Origin of the sequence: Selenomonas sp. KH1T6 (genome assembly GCF_900108415.1) — a bacterium.
GTDB classification, from domain to species: Bacteria; Bacillota; Negativicutes; order Selenomonadales; family Selenomonadaceae; genus Selenomonas_B; species Selenomonas_B ruminantium_A.
This window is the reverse complement of the sequence record NZ_FNWN01000039.1, coordinates 1-19,314: the sequence shown is the minus strand read 5'-3', so window position 1 is coordinate 19,314 and position 19,314 is coordinate 1. Positions and strand designations below refer to the sequence as shown.

Here is a 19,314-nt window from a genome sequence, read left to right as displayed (position 1 = left end):
TTTTTGCTGGCCAATCAAGGCTCTCTTTTATATTGTAGGAAACTCTTTCGTGCTTGCCGCTCCCGCTAGCGACTTGTATTATGATACACGTCTCGAAGGTGTTTGTCAACAACTTTTTAAAAAAGTTACAGGATTATTTTTAAGCATTGCCAGCCTATTCACCCTAAAGTATATCCCATTATGGATCCACGCCTTTTGCAAAAAGACAGCGGCCGAAACTCGATGGTCGCGGCCGCCACTTTTTGATTATATCATTTTAGCTGTCAAATCTTGAACTTAGCCACAGCTTCTTCCATGGAATTTGCCATCTCCGTCAGCTTGCGGCTGGCAGCGGCAATCTCATGCATGGTGGCAGTCTGCTCCTCTGTAGCAGCAGATACAGTCTCTGCCTCGCCGGACACATTGCGGCTCATCTTGCTGATCTTTTCAATCGCACTGGTAATAAGGTTGGTATTCTCCGACAACCGCCTGATGGCCAGTTCCATTTCTCTGGAATCATGAGCCACCTTGTCTACCATGCCTGCTATGCTATGGAAAGTAGCTCCCGCACCGTCTACAGCTGCGGTACCGCTCTGTACCTGGCGTACCCCCTCCTCCATGACAGTAACAGCCTGCTTGGACTTATTCTGGATGGAAGTGATGAGAGAAGCAATTTCTCCTGCGGACTGGCTGGACTGTTCTGCCAGTTTCCTGACTTCATCAGCCACCACGGCAAAACCACGGCCATGCTCACCAGCACGGGCAGCCTCGATGGCAGCGTTCAGGGCCAGCAGGTTCGTCTGCTCGGCAATCTGGGAGATGGCATCAACAATGGCGCCAATCTTGTCAGATTCATGGCCCAAATCTTCAATAACCTTGCCAGACTCACTGACCGTCTGTTCGATGAGCTTCATCTGCTGCACAGCAGTGCTGACGCTCTTTTCGCCGTCATCAGCGTGTGATTTGGTTTCCCCTACCACCTCGGCAGCGTGTTTCACTGTCTCAGCAAAGTCATTCATGTGCTTAGCCAGTTCTTCAGTCTGAATGCCTGCATTCTCCACCTCAGTGAACTGCTCACTGCAGGAACCTGCCACATTGACGATAGAATCGGCAATCTGACCGCTGACAGTAGCTGACTGGCTGGAGTTCTCCGTCAGGTGGGCAGCAGACTGGGCAACCTGCTGGGCATCTTCTGCCACCTGCTTGATCATGGCATCTACATTATCCTGAAGTTGCTGCAGTGCCCTGGTCATGGCGCCGATTTCATCGGACCTGGCTGCATCCTCTTCCTCCTTATGGACCGGACGGAAATCACCGGTTGCAAGGACTGTAAGTCTGTCAGTAACCCTGCCAATAGGCGCCACAATCGTCTTGCCTGCCCAGATGGCCAGAGCCACGAAGACGGCTTCCATCACCAGTACAAAAACAAGCAGTTTGATAAGGCTGGACCAGAAAGCAGAATCTGCCTTTTCCTGCTCCTCCGCCACTTTGACATCAATATCATCAATCCAAACGCCAGTTCCCAGCACCCATTTGTAAGGCTCATACGTAGCAGTGTAGTTACGCTTAGGCAACGGCTCCGTCTCATTAGGCTTGGCAAACATCAGATCCGTGAAGCCGCCCCCAGGCTTGCGGCCATTCTCAATCATTTCCTTGATAAAATAACGTCCAGAAGGATCAACGGAATTGATACGGGATTTTCCCTCGGTGTCACGCCCCAAAAGCACCACATTGACACCCTCATAAGTGTCAATCCAGAAATACCCCTTGCCTTCATCGTAGCGAAGCTCCCTAACCCTGTCAGCCGCTTCTTTCTTGGCCTGCTCCTCTGTCAGTTCTCCTTTCTGCTGCTTTTTATGGACTTCTTCAATCACCGAGATAGCCAATTGAGTCTCGTTCCTCAGGGAAGATTCCACATCTGCAATCAGCGTCTGGCGGTAGTTTTCCACCTGACGGTCAGACTCACTCATCATGTTCTGCAGGAACACGATGCTGACACAGACCATGGTCAGCAATGATGTCCCTACCATCATGGCAATAATCTTAGCTCTCAAAGATAATACAGATTGCATGAAGTCTTCATCCTTTCTCGGGGCACCCGGGCCCGGGCCTGACTTATAGGTCAGCCTTGTCAAAATACTCCTTCAGCACATCTTCCTTATGGCACCCCTCCACTTCGGCCAGGGCTGCCGCCATAAGGTCGCAGACCCGCTCCAGCTGAGCAAAACGGTTTACCACTTGGTGGAACTTATTGATTTGCGCATAGCTTGATTCATATCTCTGCATTTCCTTCAAGGTCTCCAAAGCTTCCCGTATAGGTTTCTTCACATCTTCCATAGCTCACCCTCCCCAAAAATGCCCTGTATAATCCTAGTATATATATACTACTTATTCCTCAAAATCCCTGCCTGCGTACAGAAATTTCAGTATTGCATTAAACTTTCTATTCTCAAGCAGTATACAAGTAGGTTATAATAGATATCGTACAATATTATGTAGAGTATATGGAGGAAAAAATGAACCAGTCACAGAAACCAAAGAGCATGCAGGAACTCATGACTTACTATGACAACACCATCGATATGCTAAATATCGACATCGAAGTTCTAAAAGAAGAAAATGAACGCCTTCAAAAAATAATAGATGAACGAGCCCGGGGCCAAACCGTAAGCCTCAACGACGGACTGATTTCCCGTGGCCAGGAAGCTGACCTCTACCCCAACGAAGTCAGAGAAATCCTCATGGATGTGCTGAAAGCCGCCAGAGCCAACATCGTCAAAGATGGCACCCGCCGGGCAGACGTCGTGGACGACATCCTGAAAGCCAACCCCGTAGAAGGCGCTCCCAACACCCGTGCCAAAGCGCTGCAGGCTGCTTTCAAAGGCTACGTAACCATGGACGCTTCCGTCAGGAAAAAACTCAGCGACCTGGGCATAACCTCCTCTTCAAAGATAAGCAGCCATCACAAGGCTGTCTACTACGGCGATGACCGCTACAAAGTCTCCGTCTCCGCATCCTGCTCAGACAGGCGCGGCGGCGACAACACCGCAGCTGAAATGATAAGGAAGTTTCTGTAAATAACCGTATGACGTTCGAAATTTACAGCTATAAGATATCCCCAAATCCCCATTTGGGAGATGAATTCAGTCAAAATCCTTGACACAATTAAGCAAAACATGATATTATTACAGAGTTGATTGCGCTCGTAGTCCAGTGGATAGGACGTTAGCCTCCGGAGCTGAAAGCGTGGGTTCGACTCCCGCCGAGCGCACCAAAATGAGTGTTTCGTGGCGTTGAGTATTCAGTCACGAAGGTAATATATAAATCCCGAAAGCGATATCAAAATTGCTTTCGGGATTTTTCATTGGCTAAATGAGCTTTGATAAAGCATATAAAAAAGCACCACTCGCTCAACCAGAACGAGTGGTGCTTTCTTTCCTATACGGACAGTACTCTTATGCCTTATTACATCATGCCGGGCATGCCGCCGCCCATGCCGGGAGCCGGAGCCGGGGGCTCCTTCTCGGGCTTATCAGCCACCAGGGTCTCGGTGGTGAGAACCATGGCAGCGATGGAAGCAGCGTTCTGCAGAGCGGAACGGGTGACCTTGGCAGGATCTACGATACCAGCCTGGATCATGTCAACGTAAGTGTTGTCCACAGCGTTGAAGCCGATGCCGTCACCAGCCTTCTTCACGTTCTCAACTACCACGGAACCCTCGAGGCCTGCGTTGTCAGCGATCTGGCGGACAGGCTCCTCGATAGCGCGGCGAACGATGTTCACACCTACCTTCACATCGCCCTCAGCCTCAATCTTGTCGAGAGCCGGGAGGATGTCGATGAAGGTGGTGCCGCCGCCTGCTACGATGCCTTCCTCACGGGCAGCACGGGTAGCATTGAGGGCATCCTCGATGCGGTACTTCTTGTCCTTCATCTCAACTTCGGTGGCAGCACCGATCTCGATGACAGCTACGCCGCCAGCCAGCTTGGCAAGGCGCTCCTGGAGCTTCTCCTTGTCGAAGTCGGAAGTAGTAGCCTCAATCTGCTTCTTGATCTGCTCCACGCGGGACTTGATGGCTTCCTTATCGCCATAACCGTCCACGATGGTGGTGTTGTCCTTGGTAGAACGAACCTGGTTGGCACGACCGAGGTCTTCGAGAGTCACGCTGTCCAGCTTGCGGCCCAGCTCCTCGCTGATGACCTGGCCGCCGGTAAGGATAGCGATATCCTCCAGCATAGCCTTGCGGCGGTCGCCGAAGCCCGGAGCCTTCACAGCCAGAGCCTTGAAGGTGCCGCGGAGCTTGTTCACCACGATAGTAGCGAGAGCCTCGCCATCAAGGTCCTCAGAAATGACCATGAGCTGCTTGCCCTGCTTCACAACCTGCTCCAGGATGGGCAGGATATCAGCGATAGCGGAAATCTTGCGGTCGGTGATGAGGATGTAAGGATCATCCAGGACAGCTTCCATCTTGTCCGTATCGGTAACCATGTACGGAGAGATGTAGCCACGGTCGAACTGCATGCCCTCTACCACTTTCAGGTTGGTATCCATGGACTTGGACTCCTCAACGGTGATGACGCCGTCCTGGCCCACTTTCTCCATGGCATCAGCAATCAGCTGGCCAACTTCCTCATCAGCGGAGGAGATGGTAGCAACCTGTGCGGTAGCAGCCTTGCTCTCAATGGGCTTAGCCTTGGTCTGGATTTCCTCTACCAGAGCCTTCACAGCCTTCTCGATGCCCTTCTTCACGATCATGGGGTTGGCACCGGCAACCACGTTGCGCATGCCCTCATGAATCATAGCCTGTGCCAGCAGGGTTGCAGTAGTGGTACCGTCACCAGCGATATCGTTGGTCTTGGTAGCAACTTCCTTTACCAGCTGGGCGCCCATGTTCTCAAAGGGATCTTCCAGCTCGATGTCACGGGCAATGGTCACGCCATCATTGGTGATGGTGGGAGCGCCAAACTTCTTGTCCAACACTACGTTGCGGCCCTTGGGTCCAAGGGTGACCTTCACAGCGTTAGCCAGTGCGTCAACGCCGCGGCCAAGAGCACGGCGTGCTTCTTCGTCAAACAAAATCTGCTTTGCCATTTATATTACCTCCAAAAGGTTTTGATTCAATTAGAGAACAGCCAGGATGTCGCTTTCGCGGATGACCAGGTAATCCTTGTCATCAACCTTGACCTCAGTCCCGGAATATTTAGAGAAGAGGATGTCGTCGCCAACCTTGACTTCCATCTCAGCGCGCTGGCCATTGTCCAGAAGCTTGCCTGCGCCTACAGCCACAACCTTGCCCTTCTGGGGCTTCTCTTTGGCAGTGTCCGGCAACACAATGCCGCTAGCAGTCTTGACATCGCCCTCGGAAACTTCAATGACAACTCTTTCGCCCAATGGCTTAATCATATTTATCTTCCTCCCATATAGAAATATACAAGATTCAATCTATTAGCACTCACTCACGTCGAGTGCTAATCACAGGTATTATGATAACGCTTGAACATCAAAAAGTCAATAAATAAAATTAAAAAAGTCAAAAAAACAAAGCATCCGTCCCCTCCTAAAATCGGGGTCGAATGCTTTTCAAATCATATCAACGCAAGCAAAGCCACAGGTGCAGGTCTCACACTTTGCCACCCGTGGCTTTGATGATGGCCTCAGCCACGGATTTCACCGTCAGCCGCTTGTACATGGCATAACGCTGGATACGGCGGTGAGCCTCCTGTTCGCTCATATGATGCTTTTTCATAAGGATGCTCTTGGCCTGATCCAGTATCTTCCGCAGGGCCAGGAGGTCGCGCAGTTCCTCTGCCTCTTGGCGGAGACTTTTTGCTTCCTGCCATCTGGCAGAAGCTATGGCAAGAGACGTGAGGATTTCCTCATCCTCTGCTCCCTCGGGCAGGCAGCCGTAGATGCCCAGCAAGGCCAGTTCAGGAGCAGCCTTTCCCAGTACCAGGACGGGAGCCAGTTTCGCCAGCCTTGCCAGGCTTTCTGTACCTTCCGGCTCTGTCCCCAGGTGAAATAACACGGCTCCCGGTTTCTTTTCTATAGCCAGCTCAAGGGCCCTGGCAGGTTCCCCTGCCTCTCCCGAGAGCTCAAAACCGGCTTTCTTGAAAATACTCTTATACTGGAGACGCAAGCGGTACTCCGGCTCTACTAACAAAACGCTGGGCAATCCCTGGGGCATAAATTCATCCCTGTCCTTTACTGGTACCAAAAAGCTGCTTCATATCATCTCACAAACTAAATTTATTTATCTGTCAGGGTAAGTCCCGGCACGGCGTTCAGATAATGGTCGCTGTAAAGCCCTGCCTGTGCCTGGTAGTACCCACGGCAGGCAATCATGGCGGCGTTATCCGTGCAAAGTATCTTGCTGGGATAGGAGAACTTCACACCGTGCTTGCCCGCCTCTTCCCTAAGCCTTGCCTCCAGGCCGCTGTTAGCGGCCACGCCACCTGCCAGTACCAGCGTGTCTCTGCCTGCTTCCGCCACTGCCTCAAAGGCCTTGTGGGTCAGCACCTCGATGACGGAATGCTGGAAGGAAGCAGCAATGTCAGCTTTGTTCAGCTCATGCCCCTTCATATTCTCGCTATTGATGTAGTTCAGCACCGCCGACTTCAGGCCGCTGAAGCTGAACTCATAATTGCCCTTTTCCTCCAAAGCGCGGGGAAAATCAATAGCCAGGTGGTTGCCCTCCTTGGCCAGGGCATCTATGCGGGGACCGCCGGGATAAGGCAGCCCCATAACCCGGGCAATCTTATCAAAGGCTTCCCCTGCCGCATCGTCACGGGTCTGGCCCATCATGCGAAACTCATTATATCCCCGCACATCCACCAAAGCCGTATGTCCCCCTGATACCACCAGGGCCATAAAAGGCGGCTCAAGAGCAGTATCAGAAAGGAAGTTGGCAAAGATATGCCCCTCCAGATGATTCACCCCAATCAGGGGCACATCCAGGGCATAAGCCAAAGACTTGCCTGCCGACACTCCCACCAGCAGAGCTCCCACCAGCCCGGGGCCATAAGTCACCGCCACCTGGTCGATATCGCCAAGTTCCACTCCGGCCTCGCGGACTGCCTCATCAATAACAGGCATGATGTTCACAATGTGTTTCCGGGAAGCAATCTCCGGCACCACCCCTCCAAATTTCTGATGAATGGGTATCTGGGTGGAAATGATATTGGAAAGGACATCCCGCCCCCCCTTGAGCACCGCCGCCGAAGTCTCGTCACAGCTGGACTCAATGCCAAGGGTCAGGATTTCCTGCTGGTCTTTCTGTTCCATTAAAGCTCCTATGTCAAATCTTCGTATTCCACATGATGATGGCGTCTTCCCCATTGTCCTGATAATAGCGGGGACGGCGTCCGGCCTCCTTGAAGCCAAAATTCTTGTAAAGGGCCAGCGCAGGGTCATTGGAAGGCCGCACTTCCAAGGTAAGGGCAGTTACGCCTTTCTCCTTCACCCTTCGGATCAGCTCTGCCATCATTTCCGTGCCCACGTGCTTCCCCCGGTAATCAGGAGACACTGCCACATTGGTGATCTGGGCCTCCTCAAAGGAAATCCAGCAGCCCACATAGCCTATGACCTGCTCCTCTGCAAGAGTCTCTTCATCCAGCGCCAGCAGGTAGAGGGTGTTCTCATTGGCGGCTTCCCGCCAGAAGGACTCCCTGGACCAGGGCATGGCAAAGCAGGCCTTCTCCACCTTTTCAACAGCTGCCGCATCATCCGGCACCATTTCACGGAAAGTCAGCTTCACTTGGCACTCCCCTCCGCTGCCTCGGGATGACGCTTCTCCCACAGGACCTCCGCCTCGCTGCGGCGAATATAGACGGGCTCCATATCCATGACATTGCCCACTTCACCTGCAGCCAGTTTCTTCAATCCCACCATGGCCACACAAGCGGCCCGGGGCATGACCAGATGAGCAGGGGCCAGGCTGACATTAGCGGGAAGTTCCAGCTTGCCCGCAATCTTCTTGGGCACCACATCGCCCAAGAGCACCACCGGCTCCTTCATCGCCCCGCAAGAAGAGATAACCTCAGGCAGGCCGGAAACGGTGATTTCTTCCTGTGCCTCCATGCGTCCCTCATGGAAGCGGAAACTCTGGCGGTAAGCATTGCCTTTCTGGGCGTCCAGCAAGGTCACGATGCGCACCCCCGGCACAGGATAGTGCCAGGCCATAGCTTCCAAGGTAGGCACACCTATAAGAGGCAGCTTCAGGGCATAGCAGACAGCCTTGGCCGCTGCCAGACCGATGCGAAGCCCCGTGAAGGAGCCCGGCCCAATGCTCACGGCAATGCCATCCAAATCTTCTTTTTTCACATTTGCCATTTTGAGCACCTGCTCCATATGTGGGAGCAAAGTCTCAGAATGGGTCAGGCGGGCCTGCATGGTAAGTTCAGCAGAAAGCCGCGCCTCTGAGGCCACAGCCACGCTTGAAACCTGGGTGGCTGTATCAATGGCCAGTATTGACAAAGGTCTCCAACTCCTTCAAAAATTCCTTGTTCTCTTCGCCAATGGAAGAAAAAGTGAGCTTGCGGCCAGTCTCGCTGATGCGCTCAATGGACACTTCCACATAGTCATCCGGCATGGACTGGGGGAACTTGTCGGGCCACTCAATAACCACGATGCCCTCCGGCTCCTCCAGATATTCATAAAAGCCGATTTCCTCCAGTTCCTCTTCCGTCTCCAGGCGATAGAGGTCGAAATGGTAGATTGGGCAGATGCCCTCATATATGTTCATCAGATTGAAGGTAGGGCTGGTGACTTCCCCCTCCACGCCCAAAGTCTTTGCCAGGCTCTGGACAAAAAGGGTCTTGCCTGCGCCCAAATCACCTTCCAAGCACAGCACGGTTCCCTCGCGGATCTTCTGTCCCAGTTTATCAGCTAGGTCAGCAGTTTCCTCAGGGGAATTGGTTGTACACGTAAACATAATTTTTTATCTCTCCTATTTTGATAGACAGTTACATCAGTCTCCATTCAATTTTCTATTATAACGCTATATTTCAGATTTTGTCGATAGACAAAATTACACAAATCAGCGTTTCGGCGATAAGCCATAGCGCCTTTTTTCAGATTCTGTCGATAGACAAAATTATACAAAACCGCCCCATACTTGCCTTTTTGCTTATTTTTATGTTGAAATTTTCTGACCTTTATTATATAATAGGTGGCGTAGCGATAAGCCACAAAATATGGGAGCAAGTTGTCATTCTGTGTATTTTTTAGGAGGATGCCAAATGAAAAAATTTGTCTGCACCGTCTGTGGTTACGTACATGAGGGAGATGCCCCTCCGGCTCAGTGCCCCATCTGCAAGGCACCGGCTGACAAATTCGTTGAGCAGACCGGTGATTTGGTGTTCGCAGATGAGCACCGCATTGGCGTGGCCAAAGGTGTTGATGAGCGCATCATCGAAGGCCTGCGCATGAACTTCACGGGTGAATGTTCCGAAGTAGGCATGTATCTTGCCATGAGCCGTCAGGCTGACCGTGAAGGCTATCCTGAGGTTGCCGAAGCCTATAAGCGCTACGCCTGGGAAGAAGCTGAGCATGCTGCCAAGTTCGCTGAACTCCTTGGCGAAGTCCTCACGGACAGCACCAAGAAGAACCTTGAAATGCGTATCGACGCTGAGCATGGCGCCTGCGCCGGCAAGAAGGAGCTCGCTACCCTTGCCAAGCAGCTCAACCTTGATGCCATCCATGACACGGTTCATGAGATGTGCAAGGACGAAGCCCGCCATGGCTGCGGCTTCAAGGGGCTCTATGACCGTTATTTCGGCAAATAAGCATTAACAAGCACTCTAAAAGGGGCGCCAACGTATGGTGCCCCTTATTTTCGTGCAATTACAGCAAAGATGCAGGATCAAAACCTGTGTTCCTGATTCTTGTCAGGAGCACCTTATCATCCACCACTGAGTCTATCTTATGTTCCGGCCTCTCGTGAAGAGGTTCTTCATACGGCTCCGGCAGAATATGCTCATACTGGTCTGCAAACATCATAAGCGTAGGCCTGTCCGTCAAGCCAAACTCAACTTTCTTCACAATGCCGTACCCTTTGCTAGTCTTCACCACGGTCCCCACAGGGTAGATGGCCACATTGCTGAAAAACAGCTTCAAGAGCCTTTTATCAAACTGTCCCTCTGAGCAGTTCACCATGATATTGTAAGCCACAGCAGGAGAGTATGCCTTCTTGTAAGGCCTTCTGCTGGTGAGAGCATCGTACACATCTGCAATAGCGCAAATACGCCCGTAAAGATGTATGTCCGTCCCTTGCCGCCCTCCTGGATAGCCCTTCCCATTCATATGCTCATGATGCTGCAAAGCCACTATCCCCAGTATAGGGGCATCCGGCAATGACATAGCCCGTATCTTGCTGAAACCGGCCTCCGGGTGATGCTTGATGATATCAAACTCGTTCTGCGTAAGCCTGCCACGCTTGTTCAGGATTTCCGGGGGCACGATGATTTTCCCCAGATCATGCAGCAGCCCTCCCATAGTCAGCTCCTGCACTCCCCCCTCCGGCAGATTAGCCAGACGCCCCAGCATGCCAGAAAGCATGGCTACATTGACACTATGGGCAAAGGTATATTCATCGTGTACGCGTATATCCGTCAGCTGTACCAAATTCCCGCTGCGGGTGGCGATATCTGCCACCATGGCAGAAGCAGCTTTGGCCAATGGCTCAAACTCAAAAGTCCCCGTCCGCTCAATCTGGGCAAACACATCGCACACGCGCTGTATGGCCATGACCCTGGTCCTTTCCGAAAGGATATCCTCCGGCGGCATTGGCTTTATTTCCGAAGAATAGTTCAATACATGCAGGCCAATGACTCCCAGGTCACGCAGCTTGTCTATATAATGCTCGGTAAGTTCTGTGCCTTTGGTAAGGTAGCTGGCACCGCTGGAATTGTATATGCTCTGGGCCGTCACCATGCCGGGACGCAATTTTTTCAGCGGTAAATCTATCATAGTTGTTCCTTCCCATATAATAAAGTACATCCCCTGCCAAAATTCCCTGCAGGAACCTCCCCTTACTGAGAAGCTTTCTCCACCAGATCCCTGACACTGTCGGAAATGCGGTTATCGCTCATAGACCCCTTCACCACATTCATCTGTTCCTCGGAAAGTTCCGGTTCAACTGAAGCCTGTGCCACTAGATCCTTCACGCTGTCGGATATGCGGTTGTCGCTCATGGAGCCCTTCACCACGTCCATCTGTTCCTCAGTAAGCCCCGTGTCTTCCTTGGCCTCCACGGACTCTTCCTTCTCCTCATCCTGCTGGATTTCTCCAGTGTTGTAAAGGATATGCTTGCCCTTGTACCTGAAAATCTGCTTTATCGTCATTTGAACCGCGGGACGCCCTGCCCGCTTCACCTCCCGTTTGCACAGATGGCTCTCCTCATCACGTCATATACAGAAGTTCGTACACTCACTCTTGCTTGGATAATTCTACATCCATGGCTTTTTTCCTGCTAGCTTTTGAACTGCTCTTCAAGCCCCAAATGGCCCTCGAAAAAAAACCGTCAGGGAAAAGCTCCCCGACGGATTTTTCTTATTCCGCGTCTTTTGACTGCAAAGCTATGATCCCCGCCTGGAATTCCTCCAGGCTGAGGTCAAAGTAAGGCAGTTCCTTCATCAAGTCGTAAACTTCCTGCTGGGAAACAGCCTGCTCAATGCGCTCTGCTATACTGTCCTCTGTCAGGGCATGCATGAGCATGTGCTCTATTTCCTCTATGTTTCTTTCCATAATATCCTGCTTTCAGCCTTACACAGCCTCTGTATTGTCCAGCTCGTACTCAGCAGCCTGAGCTTCCTTCTGCTCCTCCCAAATAATGGTGGGAGCCAGCTCAAAGCCATTGAAGCGGGTGGCGCTCACTGTGGAGTAGGCACCGATTTCCGTCACCAGCACCTTGTCCCCAATCTTCAAAGCAGGCGCCTCAAAATCGCTGTAGAGCACATCAATGCCATCACAGCTGGGACCGCCGAAGAAAGAAGGACGCTTCTTCCCCTTGCCGAAGCAGTGAAGAGGATAGGTCCAGTGATCATAGATAATGCCGGAGAAAGCACCATAAATGCTTTCATCCAGGATATACCAAGGCTTCTCCCCCCGGAACTTGGTGCCGATGACAGAAGCCACCAGATTCACCGCCGTGCCGCACATATAGCGGCCTGGCTCCGTCCACACAGCCACATCGGGGAAGAGACGCTCAATCTGCCTGTTGATGGCCTCCATCATAGCTGCCAGATCCACGGAAAGACCTTCCGCAGAGGGCACCGGGAAGCCGCCGCCTATATCCAGGTCAGTCAGTTCCATGCCCATCCTCTTTGCCTCGTCAAAGAGCCCCCTGCACACCAGCAAAGCCTCTTCATAAGCCGCCGTAGAAAGGGACTGGCTGCCCACATGGAAGCAGATGCCAATGGGGTTAAGCCCCGCTGCCTTGGCCTTCTGCAGCAGAGGCAGCGCCTCAGCCAAAGGAGCACCGAATTTGGTGTTGAGATCCACCAGAGCCTTATTGTTACGCACACTGACCCTGACCAAGACATCCGCGCCCGGCACAGCAGCAGCCATTTTTCCAATCTCAGACTCATCATCAAAAGTCATGCGGCGCACATTGCACTCTGCCGCCGCCAAAAGGCCGCGCTGGTCTTTCACAGGATTGGCATAAATCATGCGGGAGCCGTCAACCCCCAGCTCATGAAGCGTCCTTATCTCACCAGCAGAAGCCACATCGAAGCAGGAGCCCAAAGAAGCCAGCCGCTTCAGTATTCCCGGTGTGGGATTTGCCTTCATGGCATAGTAGATGCCCGCCCTGGGCATATGCTTCCGCATAAAGCGATAATTCTCCTCCACCTGGTCCAGTGAAGCCACCAGAAACGGCGTAGGAATACGCGCTGCCAATTCATTCATCTCTTGTTCGGTCAGTCGAAACATAACACAACCCTTCCTTTTTACATGATGTACAGTGGTGCACTAAGCTCATACTGCGCCCTATGGGCTTGCATTCGCTAAGTGCCCTGTGTATACGCAGAACTAACCGCTCACCTTCCCCCTTCGGGTTCGGTTCACGGAGTTCTGCAGTAAAAATCTTTCCTTATGTTAGCAGATAACGCCCCCCTTGTAAACAAGAAAATTCCCCTGTCTATCCTCTGTAAACAACGGCTCACATAATCCTCTCCCAGAAAATTTTCTCACAAAAATATTGACGTACATATAAATAAATGATATACTTTTATTCGTTAGCGACACAAGCGGTCACTATCTTGCCGGAATGGCGGAATTGGCAGACGCACCAGACTCAAAATCTGGCGTTGGCAACAACGTATCGGTTCAAGTCCGATTTCCGGCACCACTTGAAAATGCAAGCCCTGAGGTTCAGCCTCGGGGCTTTTTCATTGATGTTTATTACGGAGGTTTGCAATGACTCAAGAAGAATTCCACAAGCTCGTTCATCTGGTAATGGACTCCCCCGCCCATCCCCCCGAGACGCTCTTCACCGGCGGCATGGACAACTGGCGGGCCAGAGCCCGTTTGGCCCATTTCCTGGCCATGAAGGGCATTGACAAGGAAAAGGAAGCGTTGGAACTCTTCCGCAGCATCGTAGAGGAAGAGATTGACGAGGAGAATGCTGAAGAAGTTGAGGAAAAGGCCTTTGCCCTCCAGAAGCTCTGCAGCCTGGAAAAGAGCCTCAATCAGGACGAGAAGGCCCTTAACCATATCAACCTGGCCATCGAGCTGGCGGAGAACACGGACTTCCTCTACAAATACCTGCTGCGCGGCGAGCTCTGGGCTGACCGCTGGAACCTCATGCACAAGATGAAGATGACAGAGCAGGCCGAGGCTGAAGTGGACGAGCGCCTGGAAGCATACAAGGACCTGCCCATCCCCCACAACAGCTACGTCTACTACGGCTACCGCTTCAAGGCCCACCTGGCCGCCGCCCGGGGATCCGGCACCCTCATTGCCAAGGACTACATGCACATGGCCCTCCACGCCATGGAGATTCCCGAACGAAACAAGGCTGCCCTGGAGCACGCCTTTGCCGCCACCCACGACAACACTCCCTTTATCCTGGCCGAAATTGACAAAGCAACCCCGAACCCGGATATGCTGCACTGGGATATCTAAGCCCTGCCACCTCCCCCATACGCGGGGAGGTTTTATTATTATGGGATGCTTTCTACCAGAACAAATAAAAGAAGCTGTCTAGCACCAAGGCTAGGCAGCTTCTTTTATGATATATCAGCTTTTACCAATCTATGCGCATAGATTAAAGGGCACGCTGAACCTTACCTGAACGCAGGCAACGGGTGCAGACGTTAACACGCTTGACCTCACCCTCGACCACAGCACGGACGCGCTGAATGTTGGGCTTCCAGGAGCGCTTCGTCTTCAGATGGGAATGGCTGACGTTGTTACCGGACAGCTCACCCTTTGCACAAATCTCGCAAACATTTGCCATATCGCTACACCTCCTTACTGGATGTTGAAAACCGTTGAGTGGTATGGCTTCCAAACAGAACGGATATATTTTACCACAAAGAAAAAGCCTTAGCAAGGAAAACTTTCAGCAACCTTTGAAAGCATTTCTTTGCTAAGGCAAAATTCATTTTAGGTGAGCTACGCTTCTAGCAATCCTTACCTCCACCGCTTGCGGGGGAGGTGGCAGCCGAAGGCTGACGGAAGGGGGACTTCGAAGCCGTTACGTTTCTAACGCCCCTTCCACCGCCTAGCGGCGGTCCCCCTTCCCCGTTTCACGGGGCAGGTAACACCTACGATTTAAGGCTTAATTCTAAAATCAGCTATACTCGCGAGTATAATTTTTACTCTTCGCTGGCAGACTTCTTGCTGGCAATCTTCTCCTGCACCAGCTTGATGAAGTCCTCAGCGCCCATGGACTGGGTTTCCTTCTCGCCGTAACGACGGACGGTGACGGTACCGTTCTCCACTTCCTGGTCGCCTACTACGAGAGCGTAAGGAATCTTCTTTACTTGAGCTTCGCGGATCTTGTAGCCCGTCTTCTCGTTGCGGTCATCTACCTCAACGCGGAGGCCCAAATCGAACATCTTCTTCTTCAGCTCATAAGCGTAGTCGGCATGCTTGTCCGTGATGGGCAGGATCTTCACCTGCACAGGAGCCAGCCATACCGGGAAGGCACCGGCATAGTTCTCGATGAGGATGCCAATGAAGCGCTCTATGGAGCCGTACACCACACGGTGGAGCATGACAGGGCGGTGCTTCTCGCCGTCCTCACCCACATAGGTCAGGTCGAACTTCTCAGGCATGAGCATATCCAGCTGGATGGTGCCGCACTGCCAGGTACGACCGATGGAATCACGGAGGTGGAAGTCAATCTTCGGGCCGTAGAAAGCGCCGTCACCCTCGTTGATGATGTACTCAAGGCCGCGGTGCTCCAGGGCATTGCGAAGAGCGTTGGTAGCATTCTCCCAGATCTCATCAGAACCCATGGAGTCCTCAGGACGGGTGGACAGCTCTGCCGTATAGGACAGGCCGAAGGTGCTGTAGACCTCATCGAACAGGTCGATGGTATGCTGGATTTCCTCCTCAATCTGGCTGGGCGTGATGAAGAGATGAGCATCGTCCTGGGTGAAGTTGCGGACGCGGAACAGACCGTGGAGAGCACCGGAGAGCTCATGGCGGTGTACCAGGCCCAGCTCGCCCATGCGCAGGGGCAGGTCACGATAGCTGTGCTGATGGGACTTGTAAACCAGCATGCCGCCTGGGCAGTTCATGGGCTTCACTGCATAATCTTCCTCGTCGATCTTCGTGAAGTACATGTTCTCCTTATAATGATCCCAATGGCCGGAAGTCTCCCAGAGCTTGCGGTTCATAATCATGGGAGTCTTGATTTCCTGATAGCCGTAGCGGCGGTGCACTTCACGCCAGTAATTGATGAGTTCGTTGCGAATCACCATGCCATTGGGGTGGAAGAAGGGGAAGCCGGGACCTTCCTCGTGGAGGCTGAAGAGATCAAGTTCCTTGCCCAGCTTGCGGTGATCGCGCTTGGCAGCCTCCTCCAGCATGTGCAGGTACTCGTCAAGATCTGCCTGCTTCTCGAAAGCCGTGCCGTAGATACGCTGGAGCATCTTGTTCTTCTCGCTGCCGCGCCAGTAAGCACCTGCCACACTCTGAAGCTTGATGGCCTTCACCTTGCCCGTGGAAAGCACATGGGGACCAGCGCAGAGGTCGGTGAACTCGCCCTGGGAGTACATGGAAATAGTTGCATCCTCAGGCAGATCTTCGATGAGCTCCACCTTGTAGTTCTCGCCCTTTTCCTTGAAGAAGGCGATGGCATCAGCACGGCTGACTTCTTTCCTCTCCAGCTTCAGGTTCTCCTTGACGATCTTCTTCATTTCCTTCTCAATGTCCCGCAAGTCGCTTTCCGTAAGCTGGCGGTCCATGTCGAAGTCATAGTAGAAGCCGTTGTCGATAGCAGGGCCGATGGCCAGCTGCACATTGTTGTCCTTGTAGAGGCGCTTCACGGCCTGTGCCAGGATATGGGAAGCCGTATGGCGCAGAGCCCAGCGGCCGTCCTCTTCCTCAAAGGTCAGGAAATCCACCTGGCAATCCTTGTCCAGGACGCGGGTAAGGTCTACGGTCTCGCCGTCCACCTTGGCAGCCAGCACCTTCTTGGCCAGGCTGTTGCTCACCTGCTTCACAAAATCAAGTACGGACGTACCCTCGGCTGCTTCGCGCACCGCACCGTCTTTCAGCGTGATTTTCAGCATGAAAATTCCTCCTAAACACCGCCCCGGACACCCGCAGGAAAGCGCATCCAAGGACGTAAAACTAAAAAGACCCGCCCCTTCAATCTAATGAAGGGACGAGTCACAAACTCGCGGTTCCACCCTGCTTGCCCCGAAAACTCAGAGCCACTTTGGACATTTTTAACGGAGATTGCTCCGGCAAGACCTACCCACCAAAAGGCTTCAGCCTTGCAGCTTGGAAGGGGTAACGCACTGCTTTCTCTCCGCAGGGCTTGCAGCCAGGGCCCCGCTCTCTGTAGGAGCAACCACAGTCGTCATGTCTTCCGCATCGCCTTTGTTCTTATGTAAGGATTATTATAGGAGCTGCCCCCTGCCCTGTCAAGGAGTTTTTCTTGTTCCCGCCTGCCTTCTCTGATAAAATGAAAACAAAGAAACTCGCAAAGGAGAGGACTATCATGACCATACACGGAGCCGTAATCATAGAGCAGGGAGTGACCTTCGCCGTCGTAGCCGTAAGGCCGGAAGTCACCCGCTACACCGCCCGCCTGGTACACACGCGCCGGGCCCTCTCCCGCTTCTTTCCCAACATGCCCATCATCCTCATGAGCCAGGATAATAATGGTACCCCCCATTACTACGGACGCAAGGACATCGTGGAATTCCTGAAATCCATCCGACTGGACCAAATTCCCTGGAAGGAATATCATATTTACTGAAAACAGAGGAGCAAGCCCATGAAAAAGAAACTTCTTGCCAGCCTGGCAGCCCTGCTGCTCACCGGCAGCCTCACTGCCTCAGCCTCCCCCATTCCCCTGCGGGGCATCGTAGAAGGCTTCTACGGCACCCCCTGGTCCCAGTCTGACAGACTGGACATGATAGACTTCTGCCAGCAGGAAAAACTCAATGCCTATATCTACGCCCCCAAAGATGACCCCTATCATCGCTCCAAGTGGCGTAAACCATATCCCCAGGACAAACTGACTGAACTGTCTGACCTCATCGCTGCCGCCAAACACCAGCAGGTTAAGTTCATCTTTGCGGTTTCTCCTGGCCTTGACATCACCTTTGCAGGAGAGCAAGGGCAAAAAGACCGCCTGGCCATGCAGGAAAAACTAAATGCCATGTATGACCTTGGCGTGAGGGATTTTGCCATCTTCTTTGATGACATAGAAAACAAGGACGGCCAGGGGCAGGCAGAATTCCTGAACTGGCTGGAGGAAAACTTCGTCAAAAGCCACCCCGGCGTCTCCCCTCTCATCACCGTGCCCACAGAATATTTCCATCTGGACATGACGGAAAAAGGCGCAGTGAAAGAATACACAAAAGCTTTCTCAGGTACCCTTGACAAGGACATCCTAGTGCTCTACACCGGGGAGAAGGTAGTGCCCGACGGGCTGCAGGACAAGGACTACGCAGAAGCCAGCAAGCTCTACGGCAGGCGGCTTGGCCTCTGGTGGAACTATCCCGTCAGCGACTATCTGGAAGCCAAGCTGGCTCTCGGCCCCATAGAGAAGCTTCCCCGCAAGAAGCTCCCTGCCATCTTTTTCAACCCCATGAAATATGCCCAGCTGTCAAAGCTCAGCCTCACCACCGGGGCGGCCTATGCCAAATACCCCAGAGGCTACAAGCCCGCCAAAGCCTGGCGCAAAGCCCTGAAAAAAGAATACGGCCCCTTGGCAGCTGACATGGAAAGATTTGCTGACCATTCCCAGCACATGAGGGTAAGCTGGGCAGAAATCGGCCCAGCAGACGGCAAAAAACTCCGCCAGCTGGCAGATTCCTACTGGGCAGCCAAGACTCCCAGGAAACGCCAAACCGCGGAAAAGAAACTGACAAAAGAGCTTCTTGCCCTGGATAGGTCCATCAGCAGTCTTCTCACCAGCCTCCCACCGGAAGTCCTAGCAGAATGCCGCCCCCAGCTGGAACAGCTGCAGCGCATAGCCAGGGCCGACCTGCTGGGCCTTGACCTGTTGGCAGGCAGCCAGGACAAAGCAGCAGACTTTGCCCAAGCTCTGCAGGAAGTGAAGGCCCATGACCAGGAAGCCCTGGTTTCAGAACAAAGCGCCCGCGCCCTGCTAACGGAAATAGAACAAAAACTGCCTTAAAATCACGCCCCCTGTCTTTGATAGCTTTATTCTACCAAAGACAGGGGGCGTTTAGTCGTCTGCCATGTGACATATATTTAGACAGGAGACATCTAAAAAAAGTGACACCTTAGTTTTGTCTACTACCACTCCTCCTCATCACATACAATGTGAATTAGGAAACTCTAAGTTCACTATTCACGTTCCTTAAAGCTTGCACATTTTTCAATGTGCTCCCAGATTTTATGGCAAAAACTTATTGCAAATGAGTATTACCCATCTCAGCTAGATGTTTCACATGTACAATAGTACTCGTAAGAAAGAAGGTGAACATCATGTTGAGATTGCCTGAAATCGGCTCCCACGCTGCTTATCAGCAGCTCCTCTCCCAACTCATTTGCAACAAGCATCTCAAAAAGAAGAAACACAAGCTCGCAGCCAAGCTCTTAGCCCTTGACCTCTCACCGGTTGACGAGATCATGCGCCCCTTTCTATTCAGAGGAGGGCCGCCCTGCATGGCTGCCTTCCTC

At 52.5% G+C, this 19,314-nt stretch carries 22 protein-coding genes and 2 tRNA genes; 9 read left to right on the top strand and 15 right to left on the bottom strand.

Annotated elements, in window-relative coordinates:
- Positions 1–274, top strand: a 274-nt coding sequence (locus BLW59_RS18040; RefSeq protein ID WP_217634639.1) for a hypothetical protein, incomplete at its 5' end; no start/stop codon positions are given.
- Here BLW59_RS18040 and BLW59_RS15125 read toward each other — a convergent pair.
- Complete coding sequence (locus BLW59_RS15125; RefSeq protein WP_074698445.1) at positions 264–2,051, bottom strand: methyl-accepting chemotaxis protein; 1,788 nt, start codon at positions 2,049–2,051, stop codon at positions 264–266. The genes BLW59_RS18040 and BLW59_RS15125 overlap by 11 nt on opposite strands.
- A 43-nt stretch (positions 2,052–2,094) precedes the next feature.
- Positions 2,095–2,316 (bottom strand): hypothetical protein, encoded by a 222-nt coding sequence (locus BLW59_RS15120; protein WP_029543071.1) that lies wholly within the window; start codon positions 2,314–2,316, stop codon positions 2,095–2,097.
- A gap of 179 nt (positions 2,317–2,495) precedes the next feature.
- Here BLW59_RS15120 and BLW59_RS15115 point away from each other — a divergent pair, with 179 nt between their 5' ends.
- Both BLW59_RS15115 and BLW59_RS15110 read left to right on the top strand, forming a co-directional pair.
- Positions 2,496–3,056 (top strand): hypothetical protein, encoded by a 561-nt coding sequence (locus BLW59_RS15115; protein ID WP_029543069.1) that lies wholly within the window; start codon positions 2,496–2,498, stop codon positions 3,054–3,056.
- Between the two features lie 122 nt (positions 3,057–3,178).
- A tRNA-Arg gene (locus BLW59_RS15110) sits at positions 3,179–3,253 on the top strand.
- A gap of 191 nt (positions 3,254–3,444) precedes the next feature.
- Here BLW59_RS15110 and groL read toward each other — a convergent pair.
- From groL to tsaE, 7 genes are all read right to left on the bottom strand, one after another.
- A complete protein-coding gene (gene groL, locus BLW59_RS15105; protein WP_029543067.1) occupies positions 3,445–5,070 on the bottom strand; it encodes a chaperonin GroEL in 1,626 nt (541 codons plus the stop codon).
- Positions 5,071–5,100: 30 nt separating this feature from the next.
- A complete protein-coding gene (groES, locus tag BLW59_RS15100; protein ID WP_029543066.1) occupies positions 5,101–5,382 on the bottom strand; it encodes a co-chaperone GroES in 282 nt (93 codons plus the stop codon).
- Positions 5,383–5,599: 217 nt separating this feature from the next.
- Positions 5,600–6,193: an ANTAR domain-containing protein gene (locus BLW59_RS15095; protein WP_081348566.1), complete on the bottom strand. Its 594-nt coding sequence runs from the start codon at positions 6,191–6,193 to the stop codon at positions 5,600–5,602.
- A 32-nt stretch (positions 6,194–6,225) separates the two neighbouring features.
- The gene (gene tsaD, locus BLW59_RS15090) at positions 6,226–7,260 is read right to left on the bottom strand and encodes a tRNA (adenosine(37)-N6)-threonylcarbamoyltransferase complex transferase subunit TsaD (RefSeq protein ID WP_074698442.1); all 1,035 of its coding nucleotides are present in this window, start codon (positions 7,258–7,260) and stop codon (positions 6,226–6,228) included.
- Positions 7,261–7,273: 13 nt separating this feature from the next.
- Entirely contained in the window at positions 7,274–7,732 is a 459-nt protein-coding gene (gene rimI / locus BLW59_RS15085) for a ribosomal protein S18-alanine N-acetyltransferase (protein WP_318258673.1), read from the bottom strand.
- Positions 7,729–8,451 carry a tRNA (adenosine(37)-N6)-threonylcarbamoyltransferase complex dimerization subunit type 1 TsaB gene (gene tsaB, locus BLW59_RS15080; RefSeq protein WP_074698441.1) on the bottom strand — a complete coding sequence of 241 codons (723 nt, stop codon included), beginning with the start codon at positions 8,449–8,451 and terminating at the stop codon, positions 7,729–7,731. The genes rimI and tsaB overlap by 4 nt, the downstream gene beginning before the upstream one ends.
- Positions 8,432–8,908 carry a tRNA (adenosine(37)-N6)-threonylcarbamoyltransferase complex ATPase subunit type 1 TsaE gene (gene tsaE, locus BLW59_RS15075; protein WP_029543057.1) on the bottom strand — a complete coding sequence of 159 codons (477 nt, stop codon included), beginning with the start codon at positions 8,906–8,908 and terminating at the stop codon, positions 8,432–8,434. The genes tsaB and tsaE overlap by 20 nt, the downstream gene beginning before the upstream one ends.
- A 307-nt stretch (positions 8,909–9,215) precedes the next feature.
- Between tsaE and BLW59_RS15070 the strand changes: the two genes are divergently transcribed.
- Positions 9,216–9,761: an NADH peroxidase gene (locus BLW59_RS15070; RefSeq protein ID WP_074698440.1), complete on the top strand. Its 546-nt coding sequence runs from the start codon at positions 9,216–9,218 to the stop codon at positions 9,759–9,761.
- A gap of 58 nt (positions 9,762–9,819) precedes the next feature.
- Here BLW59_RS15070 and BLW59_RS15065 read toward each other — a convergent pair whose 3' ends face one another.
- The 4 genes from BLW59_RS15065 to BLW59_RS15050 all read right to left on the bottom strand — a co-directional run bounded on the left by BLW59_RS15065 (position 9,820) and on the right by BLW59_RS15050 (position 12,906).
- A complete protein-coding gene (locus BLW59_RS15065; protein WP_074698439.1) occupies positions 9,820–10,944 on the bottom strand; it encodes an HD-GYP domain-containing protein in 1,125 nt (374 codons plus the stop codon).
- 62 nt (positions 10,945–11,006) lie between these two features.
- On the bottom strand, positions 11,007–11,318 hold the full coding sequence (locus tag BLW59_RS15060) for a hypothetical protein (RefSeq protein ID WP_074698438.1): 312 nt from the start codon (positions 11,316–11,318) through the stop codon (positions 11,007–11,009).
- Positions 11,319–11,526: 208 nt separating this feature from the next.
- Positions 11,527–11,721, bottom strand: a complete 195-nt coding sequence (locus tag BLW59_RS15055) for a hypothetical protein (RefSeq protein WP_074698437.1) — start codon at positions 11,719–11,721, stop codon at positions 11,527–11,529.
- Between the two features lie 18 nt (positions 11,722–11,739).
- Positions 11,740–12,906, bottom strand: a complete 1,167-nt coding sequence (locus BLW59_RS15050; RefSeq protein ID WP_029543047.1) for a type III PLP-dependent enzyme — start codon at positions 12,904–12,906, stop codon at positions 11,740–11,742.
- Between the two features lie 331 nt (positions 12,907–13,237).
- On the opposite strand from BLW59_RS15050, the gene BLW59_RS15045 reads away from it, so the two are divergent.
- Together BLW59_RS15045 and BLW59_RS15040 are read left to right on the top strand one after the other, a co-directional pair.
- A tRNA-Leu gene (locus tag BLW59_RS15045) sits at positions 13,238–13,324 on the top strand.
- A 68-nt stretch (positions 13,325–13,392) separates the two neighbouring features.
- Positions 13,393–14,100: a hypothetical protein gene (locus BLW59_RS15040; protein WP_074698436.1), complete on the top strand. Its 708-nt coding sequence runs from the start codon at positions 13,393–13,395 to the stop codon at positions 14,098–14,100.
- A 142-nt stretch (positions 14,101–14,242) separates the two neighbouring features.
- Here BLW59_RS15040 and rpmB read toward each other — a convergent pair whose 3' ends face one another.
- Together rpmB and thrS are read right to left on the bottom strand one after the other, a co-directional pair.
- Positions 14,243–14,434, bottom strand: a complete 192-nt coding sequence (gene rpmB / locus BLW59_RS15035; RefSeq protein ID WP_029543043.1) for a 50S ribosomal protein L28 — start codon at positions 14,432–14,434, stop codon at positions 14,243–14,245.
- A 361-nt stretch (positions 14,435–14,795) separates the two neighbouring features.
- On the bottom strand, positions 14,796–16,721 hold the full coding sequence (gene thrS, locus BLW59_RS15030; RefSeq protein ID WP_074698435.1) for a threonine--tRNA ligase: 1,926 nt from the start codon (positions 16,719–16,721) through the stop codon (positions 14,796–14,798).
- A gap of 434 nt (positions 16,722–17,155) precedes the next feature.
- On the opposite strand from thrS, the gene BLW59_RS15025 reads away from it, so the two are divergent.
- From BLW59_RS15025 to BLW59_RS15015, 3 genes are all read left to right on the top strand, one after another.
- Positions 17,156–17,416 carry a hypothetical protein gene (locus BLW59_RS15025; RefSeq protein ID WP_029543040.1) on the top strand — a complete coding sequence of 87 codons (261 nt, stop codon included), beginning with the start codon at positions 17,156–17,158 and terminating at the stop codon, positions 17,414–17,416.
- 18 nt (positions 17,417–17,434) lie between these two features.
- Complete coding sequence (locus BLW59_RS15020; RefSeq protein ID WP_074698434.1) at positions 17,435–18,805, top strand: protein O-GlcNAcase; 1,371 nt, start codon at positions 17,435–17,437, stop codon at positions 18,803–18,805.
- A gap of 314 nt (positions 18,806–19,119) precedes the next feature.
- Positions 19,120–19,314 (top strand): hypothetical protein (locus BLW59_RS15015; RefSeq protein ID WP_139283710.1); only part of this gene is annotated, 195 nt, incomplete at its 3' end.

What these genes read in the sequence shown, in the direction of transcription:
- BLW59_RS15050 (WP_029543047.1), bottom strand. Translation starts at nt 12,906, where the DNA reads ATGTTTCGACTGACCGAACAAGAGATGAATGAATTGGCAGCGCGTATT.
- groL (WP_029543067.1), bottom strand. Translation starts at nt 5,070, where the DNA reads ATGGCAAAGCAGATTTTGTTTGACGAAGAAGCACGCCGTGCTCTTGGC.
- groES (WP_029543066.1), bottom strand. Translation starts at nt 5,382, where the DNA reads ATGATTAAGCCATTGGGCGAAAGAGTTGTCATTGAAGTTTCCGAGGGC.
- BLW59_RS15070 (WP_074698440.1), top strand. Translation starts at nt 9,216, where the DNA reads ATGAAAAAATTTGTCTGCACCGTCTGTGGTTACGTACATGAGGGAGAT.
- rpmB (WP_029543043.1), bottom strand. Translation starts at nt 14,434, where the DNA reads ATGGCAAATGTTTGCGAGATTTGTGCAAAGGGTGAGCTGTCCGGTAAC.
- BLW59_RS15120 (WP_029543071.1), bottom strand. Translation starts at nt 2,316, where the DNA reads ATGGAAGATGTGAAGAAACCTATACGGGAAGCTTTGGAGACCTTGAAG.
- tsaE (WP_029543057.1), bottom strand. Translation starts at nt 8,908, where the DNA reads ATGTTTACGTGTACAACCAATTCCCCTGAGGAAACTGCTGACCTAGCT.
- BLW59_RS15020 (WP_074698434.1), top strand. Translation starts at nt 17,435, where the DNA reads ATGAAAAAGAAACTTCTTGCCAGCCTGGCAGCCCTGCTGCTCACCGGC.
- BLW59_RS15060 (WP_074698438.1), bottom strand. Translation starts at nt 11,318, where the DNA reads ATGACGATAAAGCAGATTTTCAGGTACAAGGGCAAGCATATCCTTTAC.
- BLW59_RS15040 (WP_074698436.1), top strand. Translation starts at nt 13,393, where the DNA reads ATGACTCAAGAAGAATTCCACAAGCTCGTTCATCTGGTAATGGACTCC.
- BLW59_RS15065 (WP_074698439.1), bottom strand. Translation starts at nt 10,944, where the DNA reads ATGATAGATTTACCGCTGAAAAAATTGCGTCCCGGCATGGTGACGGCC.
- tsaD (WP_074698442.1), bottom strand. Translation starts at nt 7,260, where the DNA reads ATGGAACAGAAAGACCAGCAGGAAATCCTGACCCTTGGCATTGAGTCC.
- BLW59_RS15125 (WP_074698445.1), bottom strand. Translation starts at nt 2,051, where the DNA reads ATGCAATCTGTATTATCTTTGAGAGCTAAGATTATTGCCATGATGGTA.
- BLW59_RS15055 (WP_074698437.1), bottom strand. Translation starts at nt 11,721, where the DNA reads ATGGAAAGAAACATAGAGGAAATAGAGCACATGCTCATGCATGCCCTG.
- BLW59_RS15115 (WP_029543069.1), top strand. Translation starts at nt 2,496, where the DNA reads ATGAACCAGTCACAGAAACCAAAGAGCATGCAGGAACTCATGACTTAC.
- thrS (WP_074698435.1), bottom strand. Translation starts at nt 16,721, where the DNA reads ATGCTGAAAATCACGCTGAAAGACGGTGCGGTGCGCGAAGCAGCCGAG.
- BLW59_RS15025 (WP_029543040.1), top strand. Translation starts at nt 17,156, where the DNA reads ATGACCATACACGGAGCCGTAATCATAGAGCAGGGAGTGACCTTCGCC.